The organism is Chlamydia sp. 12-01 (genome assembly GCF_042234205.1).
In the GTDB taxonomy this organism is placed as follows: domain Bacteria; phylum Chlamydiota; class Chlamydiia; order Chlamydiales; family Chlamydiaceae; genus Chlamydia.
This window is the reverse complement of record NZ_CP114174.1, coordinates 713,190-735,994: the sequence shown is the minus strand read 5'-3', so window position 1 is coordinate 735,994 and position 22,805 is coordinate 713,190. Positions and strand designations below refer to the sequence as shown.

The window sequence follows — 22,805 nt, the reverse complement described above, 5'->3', positions numbered from 1 at the left end:
CTATTTCGATCGTTAAAGCCTAAAGCCTAGTTAGCAAGCACATTCAGATTCGCTTACAAAGTCAAAAACAAGATCCTCTTGCTCTTTTTCTAAGTATTGCTTAATCCGCTTATGCGTATCAAATCCTGTACCTCCAGGAATCATATGTCCCATAATGACATTTTCTTTGAATCCTAAGAGATAGTCTGTCTTACTACTGCAAGCTGCATCGGTTAATACACGAGTCGTATCCTGGAAGGACGCTGCAGAAATGAAAGATTCTGTGCCCAACGAAGCTTTAGTAATTCCCAATAACACAGGAACAGCTTGAGCTGGTTTACCACCATCTTCTTCTGTACGTCTATTTTCTTCGTAAAACTCTTTCTTATTAACTTCTTCACCAAAGAGTAAAGTTGTGTCACCTGGATCAGTAATACGAACTTTCTGCAACATTTGACGAACAATAATTTCAATGTGTTTGTCGTTGATGTCCACACCTTGTAAACGATAAACTTCTTGAACTTCATTCACCAAATATTTCTGCAATTCGCGAACACCACAAATTTCTAAGATTTCATGAGGGACAACTAAACCATCTGTTAGCTGCTGTCCTTTCATCACGTTATCTCCACGCTGAACAATCAAGTGTTTAGTCAACGGAATTAGATGCTCTTCTTCCATTCCTGTAATTTCATCACGAACAACAAGAATACGTTTATTTTTCTGAATTCCTTTAAAATCTACAACACCATCGATCTTTGCAATATCCGCAGCATCTTCAGGTTTTCTGGCTTCAACTAATTCAGCAACCCGAGGTAGACCACCAGTAATATCCTTAGTCTTAATCGCCCCTCGAGGCAATCTTGCTAGTAACATACCTGGATCAACTTTCTGGTTTTCTTCAACAGAAATAATAGCTCCCGAAGGAATTGCATATGTTCCAACCAATTCTGTTAAACCAGCATCAGAATAAATAGCAATTTGAGGATGTAATTCCCCACGATGCTGCTTAACAATAAGTTCGACTAATCCAGTATTCTTATTGACAACCTTCTCTGTGGAAATACCTTCCACTAAGTCTTCATATTTTACGAAACCAGGCTTATCACAGATAATTGGAATGTTGTGTAATTCGACTTCAGCAATTCTTTGACCCGAGGATACTTTTTCCCCATCGCCAACTAAAATCTTCACACCAAGCTCTACAGGATAAGTCTCTAAACTTTCTATAGATTTGGTACTTAGAAGTTTCTTATATTCTTCTAGATTACGTCCTTCATCACGAACAACATGAATAGCTCCCTTCTTGTTCAATACAAGATGGTTTCCATCTTGACCTACAACCACACGTAGATCCATATACACTAAAATACCGTCACTATCTGTAACAATTTCTGGAGTTGAGGATGTGGCAGCGATACCTCCAAGGTGGAACGTTCTCATTGTCAACTGTGTTCCTGGTTCCCCAATGGACTGGGCAGCAATAATACCTACAGCTTCTCCTAAACCAATAAGACGACCATTAGCGAGATTTAATCCATAGCATTTAGCGCAAACACCACGACGGCTTTCACAAGTAAGTGTAGAACGAATTTTGATACTTTCAATGCCGGCATCGTCGATAAGCTCTGCCTGAGCAGATGTAACAACATCTCCGTTCTTAGCAAGAAGCTTGCTCTTATCTCCTGGCTGATAAATATCTTCTGACACTGTACGGCCATAGATACGATCTTTCAAGGGTAAAAGCTCTTCAGAGCCTTGGCGAATTGCAGAAATTTCAATATGATTCAACGTTCCACAATCTTTCTCTGTAATAATCACGTCTTGAGCTACGTCAACAAGTCTTCGAGTTAAGTATCCAGAGTCCGCTGTTTTTAAGGCGGTATCGGCTAAACCTTTTCTAGCACCGTGAGAGGAAATCGAGTATTCAAGAACTGTTAATCCTTCGCGGAAATTCGAAGTAATAGGTGATTCAATAATCGCTCCGTTTGGCTTCGCCATTAAACCACGCAAGGCCCCTAACTGTTTTAACTGAGATTTATTACCCCGAGCTCCAGAATCAATCATTAAGAATAAAGGATTATGTTTACTCTTAGCTTGTTTACTAATCTCAATATAAAGAGCATCTGATAACAATTCAGAAACTTCTGTCCAAATACTAATAGTTTTGGAGTGACGTTCGCCATCCGTAATAATACCATCGTCGTATTGCTTCTTAACAACAGTAACTTTATCGTAAGCTTCTTTAAGAATTTCACTCTTAATCTCAGGGATTCTAACATCTTTCAATCCCATAGAGATCGCGGCTTTCGTCGCTTGGATAAATCCTAAATCTTTAAGATCATCTAGGAAGCGTACAGTAGCCTCAAGACCTACTTTTTTATAGCATTGCAAAATTAACTCACTGATACGCTTACTTGGCATACTGTAATTCTGAAACCCTAATTCTTTAGGAACAATTCTATTAAATAGCACTCGTCCAGGAGTGGTTTCAATAATCTGGCCGTCAATACGCACTTTTATTTTTTCATGAATATGAATACCACGACCTGTCTCATCACGACGATTACCTATACGTTCATCAAGAAATCCACCTGTATATAACGCTCGCAATACTTCAGTAACATCTCTAAAGATCTTGATTTTTCCACCATGATCTTCTGGGAAATACGTAGGGTCAGCCATTAGATAGTAAATACCCAATGTCATATCTTTAGAAGGTGTAGCAACAGGCTTTCCTGAAGAAGGTAGGAAGATATTATCAGGAGCCATCATCAAAACTTTAGCTTCTAGCTGTGCTTCAATAGATAGCGGTACGTGAACAGCCATTTGGTCTCCGTCAAAGTCAGCGTTAAACGCTGCGCATACTAACGGATGGACACGAATCGCTTTACCTTCAATTAATACGGGCTCAAAGGCCTGTATTCCTAAACGGTGAAGTGTAGGAGCCCTGTTAAGCAATACTGGGTGACCTTTAATGATTTCTTCTAGAACGTCCCAAACTTCAGGAGCTCCACGTTGAATCATTTTTTTAGCAGAACGGATAGTGTAGACACTGCCTTGATCTTTGAGTCTTTTAATAATGAAAGGTTCAAACAACTCAAGAGCCATTTCTTTAGGTAGACCACACTGATTAAATTTCAATTCGGGACCAACGATAATTACAGAACGTCCAGAATAATCGACACGTTTACCTAAAAGATTTTGTCGAAAGCGTCCATTTTTCCCTTTCAACATTTCAGAAAGAGATTTCAAAGGACGATTTCCTGCTCCCATCACGGGATGTCCATGACGACCATTATCAAATAAAGCATCTACAGCTTCCTGTAGCATACGTTTCTCATTGCGAACGATCACTTCAGGAGTCTTTAATCTTAAAATAGCCTTTAGACGATTGTTACGGTTGATTACACGACGGTATAAATCGTTTAAATCAGAAGTTGCAAATCTTCCACCATCTAATGGAACTAGTGGACGAAGATCGGGTGGAACAACAGGAACACTTTTTAAAACCATCCACTCAGAGTGATTAGAAGAAGAAACAAAACCTTCGATAATCTTCAACCGTTTAGCAAGTTTCATTCTTGCTTGCTGAGATTTTGTCTTTCGTAAACGATCCTTAAGCTCTTTTAATAAACTTTGAAGATCTTCTGACTTTAATAAATCATAAATAGCTTCTCCGCCCATTTTAGCTACGAAAGCATCTTTACCCCACTTCTCAATAACTTCTCGATATTGAGCGTCGTTTAAAAGCTGTTTCTTATTTAAATCTGTCTTACCTGGATCGATAACTACGTATTCTTCGTAGTAGATAATCCTTTCGAGATCAGATGCAGTCATTCCTAAGACATTACCTATTCTTGAAGGCGTAGTCTTAAAAAACCATATATGCACAATAGGTACTGCTAGCTCAATATGAGCCATACGTTCACGACGCACCTTAGAAAGAGTCACCTCTACCCCACAGCGATCGCAAACAATCCCTTTGTGTTTGATTTTTTTATATTTACCACAACAACATTCCCAATCCTTTGTAGGACCGAAAATCTTTTCGCAAAATAGTCCACCTTTTTCAGGTTTAAACGTACGGTAATTGATTGTTTCAGGCTTTTTGATTTCCCCACAAGACCACTTATCGCGAATAGTAATATCTGAGGCAATTCCAATTTCTAATTTATCAAATAGCCCCTCTTTAGATAGAGCGACATTGTCTCGAGAACCTTCTCCGAACATTATTGTTTTTCTCCAATAAGTGATTTGTTAAGCATCTACTACCATAGGACGGACATCAAGCCCTAAACCTTGCATTTCTTTAATCAAAACGTTAAACGACTCAGGTGTACCTGATTTAAGGAGATTTTCTCCTTTAACAATGGATTCGTAAATCCTTGTTCGTCCAGAAACGTCGTCAGATTTTACTGTAAGAATCTCTTGAAGCATATGGGCTACCCCATAAGCTTCTAAAGCCCACACTTCCATCTCCCCAAATCTTTGACCTCCCATCTGAGCTTTACCTCCAAGAGGTTGCTGAGTTACTAGAGAGTAAGGACCAATAGATCTAGCATGGATCTTATCCGCAATTAGGTGACTGAGTTTCAACATATAAATGTAGCCAATAACTACAGTATTATCGAATCTCTCTCCTGTCTTCCCGTCATATAGGTAAGACTTACCATCTGCAGGCAACCCTTGTTCAATCATCATGTCCCAGATACGAGATTCTGGGAATCCTTCAAATACTGGAGTTTTTACATGAATGCCGGCAGTTTTCGCAGCATAACCAAGGTGTGTTTCCAACACCTGGCCTAAGTTCATCCTCGAAGGCACCCCAAGAGGATTTAAGATCATCTGTACAGTTTCGCCATTAGCTAAATATGGCATATCAGCTTCAGGAACGATCTTAGAAACAACTCCTTTGTTTCCATGACGTCCAGCCATTTTATCTCCAACCTGGAGTTTTCTTTTTGAAGCTACATAAACTTTAACCTGACGAATGACGCCGTGATCAAGATCAGCATCTCCCTCACGAATATGCTCAACTTCTGTTTTATAATTGACTTCCAGACGTTGCAAGGAAGTCTCATAATCAGAAAGTAGACCTTTTAAAACATCATACATTTCACAAGGAGGCATAAGAAGATCGACTAAAGTCTCTTGTTCAAGAAGTTCTATAGTCTCTTGATCAAATACTGTACCTTCTTGAACCAAGATGTCTGCTGTACGGCGGTGAATAATCGAAGCTGGAGCTTTTTCATTAAGTAATAACGCTCCGAGTTTCTCACGATATTCGATCTTCAATACTGAAATTTGATTCTTATAACCCTTCTGTAAGTCTTTTAAATGAACAGCTTCTTCCACAAGCTCGTCATCACTCTTAGAAAGTCTATCTTTTCTACTAAATACCTTAACATCCATGACGACCCCTTCTGTCCCAGGAGGCACCGTCAAAGAAGCATCTTTAACATCAGCAGCTTTCTCACCAAAAATAGCTCTTAGTAGCCGTTCTTCAGGAGCGAGTTCTGTTTCTGATTTTGGAGTGATTTTACCAACAAGAATATCGCCTGGTTTTACTTCAGCACCAATCCGAATAATTCCGTCTTCACCTAAGTTTGCTAAAACTTCTTCGGAAACATTAGGAATATCACGAGTAATCTCTTCTTTTCCTAATTTCGTATCTCTAGCTGTCAGTTCGAATTCTTCAATATAAATCGAAGTATAGGCATCTTGCTTAATGAGCTTTTCAGAAATAATAATCGCATCCTCAAAGTTGTATCCATACCATGGCATGAAGGCAACCAAGATGTTCTTTCCTAAAGCAAGTTCTCCTTGATCTGTAGCAGGGCCGTCAGCAATAACATCACCTTTAACTACTACATCTCCAACACTACATAAAGGTCGTTGATTGATGCACGTACCTGAATTTGATCTTAAGAACTTTTTAAGATCATAAGTACGCTTCAATGTCGGGTTATGTTTAGCAGCAACGACTATCTTATAACCGTCAACATAGTCAACAATTCCGTCTTCTTCAGCGACAACAATAGCTCCAGAGTCTTTAGCGGCTCGAGATTCTAATCCCGTTCCAACAATAGGAGCTTCCGTTTTTAACAAAGGTACAGCTTGACGTTGCATATTTGATCCCATGAGAGCACGGTTAGCGTCATCATGTTCTAAAAATGGAATCAAACCTGTAACAATCGATACCAATTGTTTCGGAGAAACGTCCATATGTGTCACGGTAGTCGTGTCAGCTTCAAAAGCCTCTCCACGACACCTTGCCCAACATACAGGATCCACAAACATATTATATTCATCTAAAGTTGCTGAAGCCTGAGCAATCACACATTCTTCTTCAACATCAGCAGTCATGTATTCGATTTCATCGGTGACGATACCATCTCTAACAATGCGGTATGGTGTCTCAATAAATCCAAATTCATTAATTTTTGCGAAAGAAGAGAGAGAAGTAATTAAACCAATATTCGGTCCTTCTGGAGTCTCAATTGGACAAATACGTCCGTAATGGCTCGCATGCACGTCACGAACTTCAAATCCAGCTCTTTCCCTATTCAAACCTCCAGGACCCAAAGCTGATAAACGACGCTTATGCGTTAATTCCGCCACGGGGTTAGTTTGATCCATAAATTGAGAAAGCTGAGAACGACCAAAAAAGTCTTTTAAAACACTTGCAAGACCTTTTGCTGAGATGATCTTTCCAGGAATTAATGTATCGGAAGAAAAATCAAATAGATTCATTCTCTCGCGAACAATTTTTTCCATTCTAGCCAAGCCCGAGCGACATTGGTTTTGAATTAATTCCCCTACAGAACGTACACGACGATTTGCTAAATGGTCAATATCATCAATGGAAGCTTTTTCATCACCCATTTTTAAACGGATAAGATACTTTAAAGCACCAATAACATCTTCTTTTCTCAGGGTAACTTGTGATAGAGACTCATCATCCATTGGGAATCCGAGTTTTCTATTCAATTTATAACGACCCACTCTTCCTAAGTTATAGCGCTTAGAATCAAAGAATAGACGCATAATTGTAGATCGAGCATTTGCTAATGTTGCAGGCTCACCTGGGCGTAATCTTCTATAAAAGTCTTTTAAAGCAGCTTCATAAGAGTCTGTTGGATCTTTCGCCAACATTTTGATGATAGGGTGATTCTCATCTGCCTCTACAGCTATTTTTAAAGTTGAAATGTCAGCATCTAGCATACGTTTTAACATTGCTGTACTGAGTTTCTCTCCAGCTTTTCCATAAACTAAAGAAGAAGCTTCGTCTAAAACATTATCAGCTAAGATTTTACCAACTAAAAGAGTGAAATCTTTTTCACTCTTCAAAGAACGCTCTTCTATTTGGAAAAATTCTTCAATAATATCGGCATCAGATGAATATCCCAAAGCACGAATAAACGTCATAGCCAAAATTTTACGACGACGTTTCTTTCTATCAATGTGAATGTAAATCAGATCATTGATATCAAAAATAGCTTCTAGCCAGCTACCTCGATAAGGAATGATTCTGAAAGAAAATAAAATATTTCCTTTAGAATGCTTTTCCTGTTCAAAGTTAATTCCCGGAGATCGGTGTACTTGAGAAACAACGACTCTTTCAGCACCATTAATAATAAAGGTACCTTTATCTGTCATAATGGGTATAGTGCCCATATAGACTTCTTCTTCTTTGATTCCTGTTTCATCAGTCAAACGGAAGCGAACTTTCAAAGTTACACTATAGGTGATCCCTCTACGAATACACTCTTCTGGAGAATATTTCGGCACACCTAAGTTATAAGATAAATACTCTAAAATGGTAGCTTCATTATAAGATTTAATTGGAAAGATCTCTCTGAAAACTTCTTCCAAGCCGACATTATCGCGCTCTTCCGCAAGCTTCCCAATCTGAAGAAATTGCTTATATGACTTAATTTGAATTTCAATAAGATTTGGAAGATCTAAGATGTCTTCCTTTTTTTTGACGCTAACCCGCTCCGGGCATTTGAACATGCGAGCTCTCCTAAGACTATTGTGATGCCAAAAGACTTCCCTTAAACAAGCCTACGTATGCCTGTTAAGGGAGTACTACGATTGTATACATGATAAAAAAAGAAAAGAAAAATCTTATAGATTTTTCTTTTCTATGAATTACAAGCCTTTAAAGGAAGCTTTTGCTCCAGCTTCTTGTAATTTTTTAACAGTATCTTCAGCATCAGACTTAGAAGTTTTCTCTTTAACAGTCTTAGGTAAGCCTTCTGTCATTTCTTTAGCTTCTTTTAAAGCCAATCCAGTAACTTCTCGGACAATTTTTAAAACGCCGATTTTTTTATCTGCAGGAACATCCTCTAAGATCACAGCAAATTCTGTTGACTCAGCAGGAGCAGCATCTCCACCACCAACAGCAGCGCCAGCAGCAATAGCCATCATAGGAGCAGCAGCAGTGACATCCCATTTTTCTTCTAACAATTTTTTTAAAGCAGCTAGTTCTAGTACTGTTAAGTTGCTTAACGTCTCTACTAAAGTTTCCAAACTTTGTGTCGTCACTTTTGTCACCCTTACTTAATTTGAGAGTTTTAACATTCTTCTTAGTTTTTTTGTGTTTTCTGGTCGATACAAGAGATAACACCAGAAAGAGCCGAGCCCATAATTCCAACAACCTGAGACATCGGAGCAGCTAATAGTCCCACAATTTGCTGTCTGAGTTCTTTTAATGAAGGTAATTTAGCAACAGCTTCTACTTCTTTACCCGACAAGTTAGCGCTATCAATTCGCCCGGCAAGAAAAACTAGTGAATCGTTATGTTGTTTATTAAAATCTAATACTTGTTTTGCCGCAGAAACAGCATCATCATAAGCAAATACTACACCTAGATGTCCTTCTGTATCTGAAGAGTCTATCTCAAAGCCAGCACTTTCTATAGCTTTGAAAAAAATTCTTTTTTTCAATACTTCAAATTCTGCAGAAACTCCGGAGAGTGAATTACGAAACTCTCTAGAATACGCCGCCGTAAATCCAAGATATCTCAATAAAATAAAACCTTGGGATGCGGAGATTTTCTCTTCTACCTCTTGAAGGAGTAACTTCTTTTCTTCTTTCATGTTCCCTCTTGAATTAAGACGCCATTAACTCTCTAGTATCTATGGAAATACCTGGCCCCATAGTTGAGGAGACAGTAAATGATACTAGATATTGCCCCTTAGCTGCAGGCGGCTTAGCTTTAATTAAAGCAGAACATAAAGCTTCGATGTTTTCCTTAAGAAGGTTTCCATCAAATGATAGTTTACCTACACCAGCATTGCATACTCCAGCACGATCTGCTTTAAATTCAATTTTTCCCTTACGCAATTCAGCAACAGCTTTAGTAACATCCATAGTTACTGTACCCGCTTTAGGTGTAGGCATAAGATTTCTAGGACCTAGAACTTTTCCTAACTTTCCTACTTCACGCATCATATCGGGAGTGGCAACAGCGACATCAAAATTGATCCAGCCACCTTTGATTTTTTCAACAAGATCGTCACTACCTACGAAATCAGCTCCAGCGTCTAACGCTTCCTTAGCTTTTTCTCCAGCAGCAAACACAAGAATTTTTAAAGTTTTTCCTGTGCCATTAGGCAGGGAAACGGATCCACGAATTTGTTGATCACTTTTCTTTGGATCTATACCCAACTTGATAGATACGTCGACAGTTTGATCAAAGCGCACTGTGGGGCATTGTTTTAAAATATCTATAGCTTCTTGCAAAGAATATGACTTTGAAAAATCATAGCTTTTTAAGATGCCTCGTATACGTTTTCCATGTTTTGTCATAATTATGCAGCCCTATTACAATTTACTCGACGTCTATACCCATACTTCGGGCGGTTCCTTCCACCATGCGTTTTGCAGAATCAAGAAGAACGACGTCCATATCTTTCATTTTTTGTTCAGCAATAGCCATCACCTGTGCCTGAGTCAATTTTCCAACTTTATTTCTGTTAGGAATTTTAGATCCAGACTCTAGATTCAATGCTTTTTTGATCAAAGAAGATACGGGAGGTTGTTTGGTTATGAATGTAAAAGTTTTATCTGAATAAACAGTAATCACTACTGGCAATAGGTCTCCAGGACGATCTTGCGTTGCAGCATTAAACTCTTTGCAAAACCCCATAATATTAACACCAGCAGCACCTAAAGCAGGCCCTATTGGAGGAGCTGGATTGGCTTTACCGCCAGGAATTTGCAGTTTAATTAACTTAATTACCTTTTTATTCGACATACTAAACCTTACTCTATCTTGACGCCCCTCTATGAATAAAGAGGAAGAAACGAAAAACTAAAATTATAAGAAGATAGAGAATAAGAATACACAGATTTTCTTACTCTTATTCACTTTCTTGTTCCAGAGCAACCTCTTCCACTTGCCAGAACTCTAAATCATCAACACGAGTTTCTCTTCCAAAGATGGATACCATGACGCTGAGACGTCCTTTATCATGGAAAACTTCAGAAACAACACCGATGAAGTTTACAAAAACACCATCATTAATTTTGACTCTAGAACCAACGTCAAACTTATGTTTTTGTACAACACCCGCTTTTTTCTCTTCGATATCCTTTAAAATATTTCTTACTTCATCTTCAGATAAAGCTAGAGGAACTCCTCCACCTAGAAACTCGACAACACCCGGATTGTTTTTCACATATAACCATGATTCATCCGTTAGATGCATTTTAATTAATAGATATCCCGGCCAGATGAACTTCTCGACTACTTTATGTTCACCCTTTTTTACTTCCATAACGTTTTCTATAGGCAAGACAATTTCTTGTATAAAATCCGTCATTCCAGATGATTCTTTGAAATCTTCTAAAGCTTTTTTAACTTTTTTTTCTTGAGCCGTAAAAACTTGAACGACATACCACTTAAACATGCAACTAACCAAACAAAAAGCCTGTTATACTACTTAACAATGTAAGTAGCTTACGAAACACCAGATCCACACAATATATAGAAAAGCCTAAGCCAAAAATACTTGCTATCACGATTTTAACGTATCTTTTCAGATCACGCTTACTGACCCATTCAATTTTTTTAATTTCATCTAGAAAGCCAGCTCCCGCTTGCTTTTTAGCTTTAGAGATTTTTTTAGAGAGTGTCTCTTGGTGATTGCGTTGTTTCATAAGCGAATTTCTAGATCAAAAATTAAGTCTATACGGGTGCGAAGGGAGTCGAACCCCCGACCGGCGGCTTTGGAGGCCACTGCTCTACCAGCTAAGCTACACACCCAAAAAAGCATGATTAAGACGAGTAATCTCAATCATGCTTATAAATTTACCTATAATTAGGCAATAATTTTTGAGATCGTTCCAGCGCCGATTGTACGACCACCTTCACGAATAGCAAATCTCATACCTTCTTCTAGAGCTACTGGGCTGATTAATTGAACATCAAATTCAACATTATCACCTGGCATAACCATCTCTGTACCTTCTGGAAGAGTTACAACACCTGTTACATCTGTTGTGCGGAAGAAGAATTGCGGTCTATATCCAGTGAAGAAAGGCTTATGACGTCCGCCTTCTTCTTTTTGTAGAATATAAACAGTACCCTTAAATTGTGTGTGAGATTTTACGCTGTTGGGCTGGCAAATAACCATACCACGCTCAACATCATTCTTACCGATACCTCTGAGAAGCAAGCCGACATTTTCCCCTGCCTGGCCTTCTGGGAGTTCTTTTCTAAACATTTCCACGCCGGTAACAATAGTATCTCTAGTATCTCTTAAACCAACAATCTGAACTTTATCGCCAACTTTAACGATTCCACGCTCGATACGTCCTGTTACTACAGTACCACGACCAGAAATAGAGAATACGTCTTCGATTGGCATTAAGAAAGGCTTATCAATTTCACGCTCTGGTGTAGGGATGTTGTCATCCACTGCCTGCATTAATTCACGAATCTTTTCAACGTAGCTTGCGTCACCTTCTAAAGCTTTCAAAGCAGAACCACGGATAATTGGGCAACCTTTGTAACCTTTCTCTTCCAGAAGTTCAGCTAATTCCATTTCAACTAAGTCTACAAGCTCAGCATCTTCTTGAGAAATCATGTCAATCTTGTTAAGGAAAACAACGATATAAGGAACACCCACCTGTCTTGCTAAAAGAATGTGTTCTTTCGTCTGAGGCATAGCACCGTCAGTAGCTGAAACAACGAGAATTGCTCCGTCCATCTGAGCCGCACCTGTAATCATGTTTTTAACATAGTCGGCGTGACCAGGACAGTCTACGTGAGCGTAGTGCCGGTTAGGGGTTTCGTATTCAACGTGAGATGCGTTGATAGTAATCCCTCTAGCTTTTTCTTCAGGAGTATTGTCAATAGAACTGTAATCGCAAAAATTAGCCAACCCCTCTGCTGACAGTGCACGTGTAATTGCAGCTGTTAGCGTAGTTTTACCGTGGTCAACGTGTCCAATGGTCCCTATATTGATATGGGGTTTATTACGTTGAAAAGTTTCTTTTGACATTTCAGAATCCTCATTAAATTAATTTTACTCCAACCATTGCTTCTGCCCAGAATAGGAATTGAACCTACGACCGCTTGCTTACCATGCAAGTGCTCTACCACTGAGCTATCTGGGCCTATATTCACTGTTTCATAATGGCTCAGAGAATTGCCTAGTCTATGTCACTTATTTTAAAACATCAACAGAAAACAGTTAACGATGCCTGTATACAACTCTAGCTTTTGTTAGATCATAAGCTGACATTTCAACGGTAACGCGATCTCCAACAAGCAAACGAATATTACTCATACGCATTTTACCGCACAAATGAGCTGTGACCGGCATGCCATTCTCTAATAATATTTTGAAATGCATCCCGGGAAGGAGTTCTTGCACTCTACCCTCAAGCACGATAGTGTCTTCTTTTTTTGCCATGTATTAATTATCCTTAAACAAAATCCTCTCGGCCAAAGGCATCTTAATATTGAAGACTGGCCAGACGGGCAGATTTGGTCTTTTTAAAGAATAGAGCTCATCCCATTCCACTCCATCCATAAATGCAGCAGAATTATATTCAGTGTGAAGAAAAAGTCAAACGCCTTTCACGGATAGCTAAATATTATAAAAAAATATTGAACATTTCGGATCAGGTGAGAAAATCTATTACAATATTTACAACTAAAATCAATTTACTTTACTATGTAGCGACTTAATTATCTTTAATAAATATAGAATGACATCTTCTGTTACTTTTAGAGCGCCTTCTCCTAGTAGCTTGGAGAGTGTGGTAAGCGTGCAGCATTATAGTGAATCCGATCAAGGATCGGGTATTCCTATAGAGAGTCCTCAGTTACCTGACAGCAAGATTAATGGAATCACTATATCTTCTTCTCTCCCGCCTCTATCTTCCCTAAAAATTTTACCCTACCGTCCCTCTCCAAAAACATGTAGGGATCATATACGTTCCGTAGGAGAAAAAATTAGTTCATTCTTAAGGGATAACTGGAAATATATTTTATTATATATTCTTGCTTGGGCTTTGATATTAGCTTGTCACCATACTATGGCGGTAACTTTAACCATATGGCTTGGTATAGGCTTAGGTATTGGTGTTGTTTTTGGTATTTTTACTGCCAATGTCTTGGATAGGAAAAACAAGTATAAAAATACAAATAGCCTTTGGAATTTGATGAATTATGGGTTACAGCAGCTAGACCCTAATGGAACGCGTCAGATTCTTTTAGCAACGATCATCGCTTCCATTTCTTCCTTAATTTATGCTATTCCCGAAGCTGTTGGCTTTACTATTGGGGCATGCATTGGGAATCAAATCAGTATTCTTATCTCTTATGGCCTACGTCTGGGTGATGATGAGAACTACGTTGCAGATCAGGAAGCTTTTGATAGAAAGGTAGCAAATATTCAAAAAGCGATTAATCACTACCAATTGATCAAAAATCAGATGATCATGCAAAAACAAATTTCTGCAATTGCTGTGCAGCAAAATAATCCTCAAATGACCAATGCATTACATACATTGCAGTTACAGATGAATGCACCTTTACCCTATGTATTTGATGCACCTACAACACAATATCAGGATCGCTTACATTTCAGTGATCCTGATATTGTTATTGCTTCAGCAAATCAAAGAATCCTTACCCTATCACAAACTTTAACCCATCTAAAACAAGAGCCTAATCGTGTTGTTGAGGAATAGTTTTGGAACCCTCTGTATGCCCACTACATCACGCTGGATGTTTAAAAAAACAGCATCGCATTTCACAGACACTATTTCCTGAAAAGTTTCATAAGGATGCACTATATAACACTCTTTTAGATTTCGGATCACAATCTAAAACTTTTGATAAAAGTAAAATTATAAGAGACAACCTTGTATTAGGCTGTCAAAGCGATTTGTATCTTTATGAGATATACCAAGAGGGTCGCTTATTTTTTTTCACCTATACAGAAGCTTTAATCTCTTCAGGTATTGCAGCATTATTTTCTGAGATATATTCCGGAGAAACTCCTGTTACCATATTAACGTGTAAACCTGTATTTTTTGACCAACTTAGCCAGTACCTATCTATCGGAAGGATAAATGGTGGAGAATCTCTATATATGCGTATGAAGCAAATCTCCGTACGCTATCTAAAATCTTCAGAATAGATGGCGGATATCGCTTGCTTGTCAGAAGCTTATATGCTACTATTCGTTCTCTTAATCACGGGGCAGTAGCTCAGCGGTTAGAGCCACGGACTCATAACCCGTTGGTCACAGGTTCGAATCCTGTCTGCCCCAAGTTCTTTTTCATTCCCCTCATAACTATCTTTTTTAAATCTCATTCAATTAACATTTATATTTTATCTCTATCAATCACAACTCTCTCATAGTGTTTGACTTATTAGAGAACTCCGATCTAAAATCTTCTGAATTTTAAAAACTTATTATTGCTTTATGAGACTAACTTCCAATGCGATACCTTTGAGCAATTCCACAGATAGTTGCATGGTAGAATAGTGTCAAAAACACGTTCACTACATTTAATATATTTAGGAGATTTTAATGGAGCCACCTACCAACCTTCCTCCGCCTCCACCACTTCCTGCGTGGTTGTTACAACAAACTGAATCTGGAGATACTATAGAATCTACCGGGGATACAGGGATAACCACTACCCCTCCCTCCCCCGAAAAATCAAGAATTTCTAAAATTCTTTCTTCTAAAATCACCTGCATTGCCGCTGTAATTTTTGCCCTATTAGGGGTAATAGTGTGTATCATAGGTGCCGCTCTCTTTCCTATGAGTCCAAACTTTATTGTTATTGGGGGTGCTATACTTTCAGTAATTGCTATTGCGCTAGTATCTGTTTTACTTACTCATGGAAAAAAAGAGATAGGAGCTCTTCGTATAGAAATAGAAGCTTCTGATGCCAAAATAGATCATCTTTTAGATCAATATAATACACTTGTTGATGAGTATAATGCAGAGGACGACGATGAGGATGACGAAGCTCTCGAGAAACTCACGGCAGATTATAACTTATTAGCTCAACAATACAATGATCTCCTCCAGCAATACCAAGAGTTGCAAGAAGAAAAAGGATGGAGTGAAGACGAAGTAGCTGATGCTAATGCGCAACGAATTATTCTATTAGAACAAGAAAATACTGCTCTGACTACTAAAAATGCTGATCTAGCACAGCACAATCTTGAATTACAACACGGCTATAACGAATTATTTGCAGATAAGAGCGAGGTAGATGCTCAGATACGAGAACTCACAGAAAAATGTGAAAGTTTACAAGCTGAAATAGCTGGATTAAAAACTTTAATAGAAGGGAAAGAAGCTGAGCTCACTATAGAAAAATCCCAAAGTGAGACCCTACTTTCAAAATCACAGAATCTAGAAGAAGAAATCGCTCGTCTTCAACTACAGATAGGAGAAAATCAAGACTCTTCACAAAAATCACAATCACAACTCGAACAACAATTAACAGCTCAACAAGAATTGGTGATAAAAACTGAAGAGGCTCTAAAAGCATCAAAAGAAGAAAAACAAAAACTTGAAGATCTATTAAAAGAGGCTGTAGGCACATCTACGGGCATTACACAACAACAACAACTCTTGATAGAAACCTCAAAAAATAAAGTTGAAAGCTTAGAAAAACAAATAGAGCAGCAACAGTTAAAAGTAGAAACTCTTCAACAACAATTAGAACAAGGAAAAATAAGAGTAAAAGAGCTGGAAACACAGCTAGAAAGCCTTAAAGTCAAAACAGAACAGGAAATTAAAGAACTTAAAGAGAAAATCTCTAAATTAGAAAGTGATAAGAGAAACCTCCTTGCTGCATTAGAGACATCTCAAAATAATGTGAACCGTTTACAAATAGAAATCACTAAATTAAGAGAAACCTTTAATACAACATCGAAAATATTACAGGATGAAAATGCTAAACTTAAAAAAGAGATTGATAATTTACAAACACGCCTCGATGTTTATCTCTCAAATCGAAATCTAATTTGTGAGAAAATTGTCAATACCGTCAAAGTACAGCATGTAGTAACTGCTAAAAATAACACCCAGAAGATTGTCAGGACAACCACACATCCCGTAACTAATTGGGAACCAAAAACAGTAATCATTAACATGCAAGCTTTTGATAAAAAAACTTTGAAAGCTTCCAAAAAAGCTAAAGATACATCTCCAAAAACTGATTCCAACGTAACAAGTACATCTGAAACACCAAAAGAGACCCCTGGGGAAGAAACGCCTCCTAAAGGAGAGAAACCCCCAGTACCGCCAAAACCAAAATCGAAATTTTTCAAATTTTTCCGCTCTAAAAAATAATCAACACCTAAGGCCCTCACATGTAGTTGTAGGGCCTTTTTATTATAAAAAATTTTCCGAAAATATTCATAAGCCCATCTTAATGTTTGACTTACATAAATTTCATTTTCAGAATCTTCAATTTTTAAATAACTTGAATGTGTTATTTATAGAAATTGTTGTTGATTCAGAATCTATATAATTAAAAATAAAGTAATAATTTTACATTGGGAACTACTAAAGTTATAAAATATACTCTATTTTATTAAATTCTTAAGCGCTGTCAAAAGTCTCTTCTTCATAGAGGGAATTTTATCTTCATACCGCGTGTATTTTAAGTCAGTCATACTATTTGACTTAATAAATAAGGCAGCTTTATTCTTTCTTCAACTATCAAATTATCGAGTGTTACCTTTATGCAAATACATAGTGATGTTACCACCAATACACTTACCCCCCCCCCCCCCCAACAACGCTGCACTAAAATAGCTACTTTCCTAGCAACTACAATAGCTTGCTTAGGTATTGCAGCCTGTATCACTGCAGCTATATTTTCCCCCTCACTACCCTGTCTCATCATTATCGGTGGAGCTCTTGCAGGACTAATCTCAATTGTATTCTTATGTGGAACAATTCTACGACTGAGAAAAGAAAATCTAGATACATTAAAAAGTATGGGTAAAGATATTTCAGATCACTTAGATAAGAAATATGAAGAATTAAAGAAAGACTATATGGCATTCATTTCATCAACACAAAAGGAATTGAATTCTATACAATTATCTATAAGTAAAAATAAAGATCAGATAGATCAACATCAGGGGTCTCTCAATCGTCAACAAAAAGAGATAGATACTATAAACAACGCGAAAAAGTCTAAGAAAGCTTAACCAAATAAGGTTTCTATAAAACAATAGAAACCTTTTACGAACCGCGCAACAATAATTATTCTTTTAAACTAGAGAGTATCTCTTTGTAAGCAAAGATGGATCCTAATAAAAATTATTAAATCTATAGACAAATAGACCTTATATTGTTGTTAAAATATAACTCATGCTACAAGAGATCTACCTGCCTATCCGTGTAAAAAATGACAAATTAAAGCTAACAATTCCTTATCTACAACAAAAGCTTAGATAACGAAGATAGAAGCTATTTCTGAGACAATTATAAAACCATATTAGGAAGCATCTTTGTAAGAATGAATTTGCTCCTAGAGTTCTCTAGGGCTATTTTTTCTTATTATTGACTTAATAGAAAACTCTAAATTACTCTGATTTAAATTTCTAAAAATCACATACAATTTTTCTATGAGTCAAGTCAGTAATCTTAGATTATCGGGACCTTCTGCAGAAGATACTCCCATGCAAACACATTTAAAGTCCAAATTGGCGATTACTTTAGTAGCCTTATCAATTTGTGCAGGTCTCGCAGGATGTATTGCGGGAGCGATTCTTTTACCTACACTACCTATTTTGATGATTTCTGGAAGCGTTATCATTTCACTCATTTCTATTATTTGTTTATGTGTTCTGCTTATGAAATCGATCAGAACAAATAAAGACATCCAACAAATAAACTATGTTCTATTGCAACAAAATCGCGAGCTCTTCCGTGCTCAATCAAACCTACAGAACAAGTATAACAAGTTGCAGCAAATGCTCGTCTCAACTCAGGATGATGCGTCCACCACTGAGAATTCAATAACAGACATATCTTCTAAATAAAAAAAAGGTTTCTACACATACTTGTAGAAACCTCTTCCTATAAAGAATTTTTTTATAAAAATTAAAAATAGCGCTTCTGGAAGAACTGAAGAGCTCCTTTACCTTGAATAACAAGAAGAATCTTTAGCATTTCTCCTATAACAAATGGTACGGCACCTAGTTGGAAACCTTTAATGAGATCTACAGTCTCTGTTATCGACATTATATAGAAGTAATATGCAAGCCATAGTGATCCTAACACCAACATAATAAAAGCGGCTCCTACTAGGATAGAGGCTAAAATATAGCTGTTAGGACTCTTAAATTGACGATAAAGTAATGACATAAACACTGTTGCTATAGGAAACGCGTAGAGATATCCTGCTGTTGGTCCAAAAAACGCAGCTATACCATATCCTGAACTATAAAACACGGGAAGGAATAATCCTTCTAGAAGGTAAGCAATGACACTACTGATGGCAATCATCGGAGAACATGCGATACCAATACAATAAATTCCCAAGGTTTGAAAGGTAATAGGAACGGGAGTAAAAGGAAGTGGTAAGGCAATTTTTGCTAATAAAGCAAGGAAAAGAGACCCTTCTAAGATTTTAACTATTGGGCTGCTCAATATCCCTAACAACCAAGATTTCTTTACTAGGCTATAACTCATACCCCTCTCCCATATATTATCTTCGATGTCTGATATTTTGAGGTTATTTTGTAACTTTATATCGCTCTTGTCAATTTCTGATTTTAAAAAGTTATCTTTATAATCTATAGAAACACATCTCATAAGAGTAAATTATAAATTAATTATTTTAATTAAAAAATCGTAAGTAGTTAATTGTGAAATTATTATGTTTTGAATTAAAATGCGTGTGAAGACTTTTTATTTTAGAACATATTTTCATGTTTTGCTTCTTATCTTCTACTGCATCTACACACCCTCTTGGTTCCTCTTTCCGTTCGGGGGGGGGGGGGGTTAGCCTCCATTGTCCTTTTTCTTACCGGCATGTCTCACGTTCTTTAATAGAGAGTCGGAAAGAAAAAGGGGTAATTTTACATGTCATCACCATCATCCAGTAGTTCATCTGCAGGATCCCCAGAGCCTGCAGCAGAGTGTCCATTTCGAAATTGGACGCGTCCGGTTCCAAATCCTACACCAGCAGAGGTTGTGAGTTTATCACAACGTATTGGTGGTTTCGTAGATAACTATATTCCTTTAACTGGTGACGGCTGTTTAAAACGTATTCCTGGATGCTCTTCATGCCCTCCCGGGGCTTGCATTCACTCGGGTCGTGGCGAACCTATGATGGATCTTTGTCATTGTTGGACATGCTGTTTCGGTAAGCCTACTGGAAATAGTATGCGTAATTTTTACATCAATTTGAAAGAGTACGCTAGACTTCATGGAGATACATGTGCTGCTCATTCTCTATTAAAATCGGGTATCAATGTCGGAGTAGTATCAAAACAGCATGGTGAACTATCTGAAGAAGAAAAAGAGCAAATGCAGCGTTGCTGTCGAACGGAGTTAAGTGCTGTTGATAAAAGACACATCTCAATTACCGCCAGAACAAGATCAATGATGAAATTAGCGGATAATATTAGAGAAGAGGGTATTCTTGAGGGTATATCTGGAAAAATATTAGACCTTTGGCACGCGGCTCCAGAAGATACAGACCCCGAAGATGCTCAAAAAGTTTGGATAAAAACTAGTGATGGTAGTAAATCTCCATTCTGCTTTGCGAAATGTTTAAACTACCTCAGAACGATTCGTTGTTACAGAACGATTAACGACTGTCGTGGGCACAACTTTTTATTTAGAGAAAGTCCTGGAAGTAGCATTGCCTCATGTGTGATGTATACCCTTGCGGCTATGGTCAAAAATGAGAATTTCCGAGATCTTCTACTTGAAGAAGAACCTGATGGTGCAGGTGGAACAATCTATACCTGTTCTTACGAATTAGTTAAAACAATTCTCTTACTTTCTATAGTGGCCAGAAATAAACACCCGCATGCCGGTTACACAGATAGACGTAGACAATTCGAAGAAGAAGACGCAGATACGATCATTCTTGCTTCGAATACCTTCAGAGAGAGAGTCTTAGGGAAACTTATATTTGATAGACACGGCACGCAAATTCCACAAGCTATCCTTAGAGAATTTCCTACATTATCAATGAACACGGGTCTAAAACCTTGGAGCAGGGTGACTTCAACTCAACCGGATCCATCCACTATTTTTGGACCAGAAGGATCCGGCGAATCTTCAGGAGAAGAAGAGGACATGCCAGAAACACCTCCACCTCCAAGAAGACAGAGACGAAGACGCCGACCCTCTTCCTCATCTTCAGAAGCATCCTCGACATCTTCCGATAGTAGCCCTTCTTCTCCAATACGACCTTCTGAAAGCAGTTCGCCTTCAGCAGCTAGTACGCGTAGATTAAGTGTTTCCTCAACTTCAACCTTCATTACTGTAGGGGAAGATTCTGTTGGTTATGTATCTGATGTCGAGCAAATCGCCGCAACCTATCCAATATCGATCCCATTGTCCCCACGACTGACCACACCCAGACCAAGCTCCCCTCAATTTAGGATTACCTCTTCTCCACTACCCTCGCCTCAATTCTATATTGATGAAAGTGATGATGAATCATCTTCCTCGTCATCAACACCAACACCACCGACAATAGATCCGGGGGTAGAAGCAGGATCTCCTGAAATGAGATACTCCTCTTCAGAAGGATCGCTTATAATAGTAAGTGATTCTGAAGAGGACGAGTCAATCGAAGAAGAATCAGGTATTCAAAGTCCGATAACTATTTCTTCGGATTCACCTAGATCAAGCATCATCTCCTCTGTATCACCCTATCTAAGTTCTTACACTGAATATGAAAGCAATAGTACAGATTCATGGCCTATACCGTCAGTACCTCCCGCTGACTTTAGAAGACCTAGTTTCGATTACCTCGATGAATCTTCGACATCTGAAGCTACGCCCTCAACACCTTCGACACCTAAATCTAGTCCTTGGGGATCTAGTCCCTCTCCGGAACAGCCTTATACTAGTTACTTCAGTGGGGATTCTGAAGGATCTACGTCACCACAGCTTAGAAGTCCTCGCAGCCCTCTGAGCTCAAATGGTTCACAAAGCCCTAGAGTATTGCGGATATCTACAAAAACAGGATCTGTCATGCTCGGCTCTCCGTGTTCCTATAGGGATTCTACATCTACAACACCGACAAGCAGTCCAAGAAGATCTCCTGTTTTCTCCTATTTTGATGATACGAGTTCCTCAGGAGAAACCACTATCACATTAGCTAGCCCGGGAAGCCCACCTCTCTCTTCTTTAGGAGGTGTATCTCCGGTTACAGGTTCATCTATACCTGGATCGTCTAGCGATGAAGAAGAGCAAGAAGCACCTGTATCACGTCCTTCGGTAATTCAAACTGTGGGAGATCCTCATACAGGAGCAGATGAAAGTTCATCAAGAAAACGTTCCGCCGATAGTGAAAGTGGAGAGGGATCGTCCTCTCAACAGCCAACTGATGAGCCAGGGACGGATTCTACAACAACTCCAGGAGATAGTAGACTACCTCCTAGAAAACGTTGGAGAAACTGGCAACCCACCTAATCACAGATACTGAGAACAACTTTACTTAGGATTTTTCGTTATCTCCTTCTACGGGAAACACGGAAAATCCTAGTGAAGATCACTAGATTTGCTATAAAAAAGAAAAAACAAAATACAGCGTTAACGATCTAGCTAACAGCGTATATATCTCCGTCCTCTAAAGCTTCAGAAAATGATGGGAAAGGATATGTAATCATCTCTTCTTCCGTACTGTTTACTGTTCGGCAACTAGAGTGTAGAGATATTCCTGCCATGGATATTACCATAGATATGTAGGGGAATATCAATCCGTGTACAGCTATTAAAGCAGCTTCAGAAACCATACGTACATCCTGTACTACATCTCTTCCTATAGGGATAATAGCTATCTGATTACTTAAATCCACTTGCTCATTGTTAGTTTCAGATAGCGATTCCGTATTTTCATCATTACGAACCTCTGTATTTCTCTGAACATTATTATTAGAGGAATCAGAATTCGGACGTATGGGTGCCGTCATCGGAGTCTATATCCCAAAATCAAGAAATTCCAAAAACAATACAGCGACCCAAAACAAGAACCCTCAGAAAAGGCCTCGAGGGGAAAAAACATAAATAAAAGGCTTACTTACAATGAAAAGACATAAACTTTTACAAAGTCATTCTAAGATG

At 38.3% G+C, this 22,805-nt stretch carries 18 protein-coding genes and 3 tRNA genes; 7 read left to right on the top strand and 14 right to left on the bottom strand.

The features are described from left to right. Positions 1 to 30: 30 nt before the first annotated feature. The 12 genes from rpoC to infA form a co-directional block, all read right to left on the bottom strand. A complete protein-coding gene (rpoC, locus tag O1W69_RS03220) occupies positions 31 to 4,212 on the bottom strand; it encodes a DNA-directed RNA polymerase subunit beta' (protein WP_375793131.1) in 4,182 nt (1,393 codons plus the stop codon). Positions 4,213 to 4,239: 27 nt separating this feature from the next. Further along, the gene (rpoB, locus tag O1W69_RS03215) at positions 4,240 to 7,998 is read right to left on the bottom strand and encodes a DNA-directed RNA polymerase subunit beta (protein WP_375793130.1); all 3,759 of its coding nucleotides are present in this window, start codon (positions 7,996 to 7,998) and stop codon (positions 4,240 to 4,242) included. Positions 7,999 to 8,136: 138 nt separating this feature from the next. After that, on the bottom strand, positions 8,137 to 8,532 hold the full coding sequence (rplL, locus tag O1W69_RS03210; protein ID WP_375793129.1) for a 50S ribosomal protein L7/L12: 396 nt from the start codon (positions 8,530 to 8,532) through the stop codon (positions 8,137 to 8,139). 41 nt (positions 8,533 to 8,573) lie between these two features. Beyond that, positions 8,574 to 9,086 carry a 50S ribosomal protein L10 gene (gene rplJ, locus O1W69_RS03205; RefSeq protein ID WP_375793128.1) on the bottom strand — a complete coding sequence of 171 codons (513 nt, stop codon included), beginning with the start codon at positions 9,084 to 9,086 and terminating at the stop codon, positions 8,574 to 8,576. Positions 9,087 to 9,099: 13 nt separating this feature from the next. Continuing rightward, positions 9,100 to 9,798: a 50S ribosomal protein L1 gene (gene rplA, locus O1W69_RS03200; protein ID WP_375793127.1), complete on the bottom strand. Its 699-nt coding sequence runs from the start codon at positions 9,796 to 9,798 to the stop codon at positions 9,100 to 9,102. A gap of 22 nt (positions 9,799 to 9,820) precedes the next feature. Beyond that, a complete protein-coding gene (gene rplK / locus O1W69_RS03195) occupies positions 9,821 to 10,246 on the bottom strand; it encodes a 50S ribosomal protein L11 (protein WP_375793126.1) in 426 nt (141 codons plus the stop codon). Positions 10,247 to 10,352: 106 nt separating this feature from the next. Continuing rightward, a complete protein-coding gene (gene nusG, locus O1W69_RS03190; protein ID WP_014943925.1) occupies positions 10,353 to 10,901 on the bottom strand; it encodes a transcription termination/antitermination protein NusG in 549 nt (182 codons plus the stop codon). Positions 10,902 to 10,905: 4 nt separating this feature from the next. Beyond that, positions 10,906 to 11,151, bottom strand: a complete 246-nt coding sequence (gene secE, locus O1W69_RS03185) for a preprotein translocase subunit SecE (protein ID WP_117274460.1) — start codon at positions 11,149 to 11,151, stop codon at positions 10,906 to 10,908. A 33-nt stretch (positions 11,152 to 11,184) separates the two neighbouring features. Then, positions 11,185 to 11,257: transfer RNA gene (locus tag O1W69_RS03180), tRNA-Trp, on the bottom strand. Positions 11,258 to 11,312: 55 nt separating this feature from the next. Then, on the bottom strand, positions 11,313 to 12,497 hold the full coding sequence (gene tuf / locus O1W69_RS03175) for an elongation factor Tu (protein ID WP_332381560.1): 1,185 nt from the start codon (positions 12,495 to 12,497) through the stop codon (positions 11,313 to 11,315). 43 nt (positions 12,498 to 12,540) lie between these two features. Continuing rightward, positions 12,541 to 12,612: transfer RNA gene (locus O1W69_RS03170), tRNA-Thr, on the bottom strand. 77 nt (positions 12,613 to 12,689) lie between these two features. Then, positions 12,690 to 12,911, bottom strand: a complete 222-nt coding sequence (infA, locus tag O1W69_RS03165) for a translation initiation factor IF-1 (RefSeq protein ID WP_006343365.1) — start codon at positions 12,909 to 12,911, stop codon at positions 12,690 to 12,692. A gap of 298 nt (positions 12,912 to 13,209) precedes the next feature. Between infA and O1W69_RS03160 the strand changes: the two genes are divergently transcribed. From O1W69_RS03160 to O1W69_RS03135, 6 genes are all read left to right on the top strand, one after another. After that, a complete protein-coding gene (locus O1W69_RS03160; protein ID WP_375793125.1) occupies positions 13,210 to 14,196 on the top strand; it encodes a hypothetical protein in 987 nt (328 codons plus the stop codon). A 2-nt stretch (positions 14,197 to 14,198) separates the two neighbouring features. Then, positions 14,199 to 14,648, top strand: a complete 450-nt coding sequence (locus O1W69_RS03155) for a SufE family protein (RefSeq protein ID WP_375793124.1) — start codon at positions 14,199 to 14,201, stop codon at positions 14,646 to 14,648. A gap of 59 nt (positions 14,649 to 14,707) precedes the next feature. Next, positions 14,708 to 14,780, top strand: a tRNA-Ile gene (locus O1W69_RS03150). Between the two features lie 264 nt (positions 14,781 to 15,044). Next, positions 15,045 to 16,829: a hypothetical protein gene (locus O1W69_RS03145; RefSeq protein WP_375793123.1), complete on the top strand. Its 1,785-nt coding sequence runs from the start codon at positions 15,045 to 15,047 to the stop codon at positions 16,827 to 16,829. Positions 16,830 to 17,224: 395 nt separating this feature from the next. Then, entirely contained in the window at positions 17,225 to 17,698 is a 474-nt protein-coding gene (locus tag O1W69_RS03140; protein ID WP_375793122.1) for a hypothetical protein, read from the top strand. A 420-nt stretch (positions 17,699 to 18,118) separates the two neighbouring features. Next, on the top strand, positions 18,119 to 18,535 hold the full coding sequence (locus tag O1W69_RS03135; protein WP_375793121.1) for a hypothetical protein: 417 nt from the start codon (positions 18,119 to 18,121) through the stop codon (positions 18,533 to 18,535). A gap of 61 nt (positions 18,536 to 18,596) precedes the next feature. Here O1W69_RS03135 and O1W69_RS03130 read toward each other — a convergent pair whose 3' ends face one another. Further along, positions 18,597 to 19,187, bottom strand: coding sequence for a biotin transporter BioY (locus O1W69_RS03130; protein ID WP_375793120.1), 591 nt, complete (start codon positions 19,185 to 19,187; stop codon positions 18,597 to 18,599). 393 nt (positions 19,188 to 19,580) lie between these two features. On the opposite strand from O1W69_RS03130, the gene O1W69_RS03125 reads away from it, so the two are divergent. Further along, positions 19,581 to 22,154, top strand: a complete 2,574-nt coding sequence (locus O1W69_RS03125) for a hypothetical protein (protein WP_375793119.1) — start codon at positions 19,581 to 19,583, stop codon at positions 22,152 to 22,154. A 128-nt stretch (positions 22,155 to 22,282) separates the two neighbouring features. Here O1W69_RS03125 and O1W69_RS03120 read toward each other — a convergent pair whose 3' ends face one another. Further along, entirely contained in the window at positions 22,283 to 22,654 is a 372-nt protein-coding gene (locus O1W69_RS03120; protein ID WP_375793118.1) for a hypothetical protein, read from the bottom strand. Positions 22,655 to 22,805 lie beyond the last annotated feature (151 nt).

Bases quoted from the DNA above. Each gene is read 5' to 3' on its own strand.
- rpoC (WP_375793131.1), bottom strand. From the start codon at position 4,212: ATGTTCGGAGAAGGTTCTCGAGACAATGTCGCTCTATCTAAAGAGGGG.
- rpoB (WP_375793130.1), bottom strand. From the start codon at position 7,998: ATGTTCAAATGCCCGGAGCGGGTTAGCGTCAAAAAAAAGGAAGACATC.
- rplJ (WP_375793128.1), bottom strand. From the start codon at position 9,086: ATGAAAGAAGAAAAGAAGTTACTCCTTCAAGAGGTAGAAGAGAAAATC.
- rplA (WP_375793127.1), bottom strand. From the start codon at position 9,798: ATGACAAAACATGGAAAACGTATACGAGGCATCTTAAAAAGCTATGAT.
- rplK (WP_375793126.1), bottom strand. From the start codon at position 10,246: ATGTCGAATAAAAAGGTAATTAAGTTAATTAAACTGCAAATTCCTGGC.
- nusG (WP_014943925.1), bottom strand. From the start codon at position 10,901: ATGTTTAAGTGGTATGTCGTTCAAGTTTTTACGGCTCAAGAAAAAAAA.
- secE (WP_117274460.1), bottom strand. From the start codon at position 11,151: ATGAAACAACGCAATCACCAAGAGACACTCTCTAAAAAAATCTCTAAA.
- tuf (WP_332381560.1), bottom strand. From the start codon at position 12,497: ATGTCAAAAGAAACTTTTCAACGTAATAAACCCCATATCAATATAGGG.
- infA (WP_006343365.1), bottom strand. From the start codon at position 12,911: ATGGCAAAAAAAGAAGACACTATCGTGCTTGAGGGTAGAGTGCAAGAA.
- O1W69_RS03160 (WP_375793125.1), top strand. From the start codon at position 13,210: ATGACATCTTCTGTTACTTTTAGAGCGCCTTCTCCTAGTAGCTTGGAG.
- O1W69_RS03145 (WP_375793123.1), top strand. From the start codon at position 15,045: ATGGAGCCACCTACCAACCTTCCTCCGCCTCCACCACTTCCTGCGTGG.
- O1W69_RS03140 (WP_375793122.1), top strand. From the start codon at position 17,225: ATGCAAATACATAGTGATGTTACCACCAATACACTTACCCCCCCCCCC.
- O1W69_RS03135 (WP_375793121.1), top strand. From the start codon at position 18,119: ATGAGTCAAGTCAGTAATCTTAGATTATCGGGACCTTCTGCAGAAGAT.
- O1W69_RS03130 (WP_375793120.1), bottom strand. From the start codon at position 19,187: ATGAGTTATAGCCTAGTAAAGAAATCTTGGTTGTTAGGGATATTGAGC.
- O1W69_RS03125 (WP_375793119.1), top strand. From the start codon at position 19,581: ATGTCATCACCATCATCCAGTAGTTCATCTGCAGGATCCCCAGAGCCT.
- O1W69_RS03120 (WP_375793118.1), bottom strand. From the start codon at position 22,654: ATGACGGCACCCATACGTCCGAATTCTGATTCCTCTAATAATAATGTT.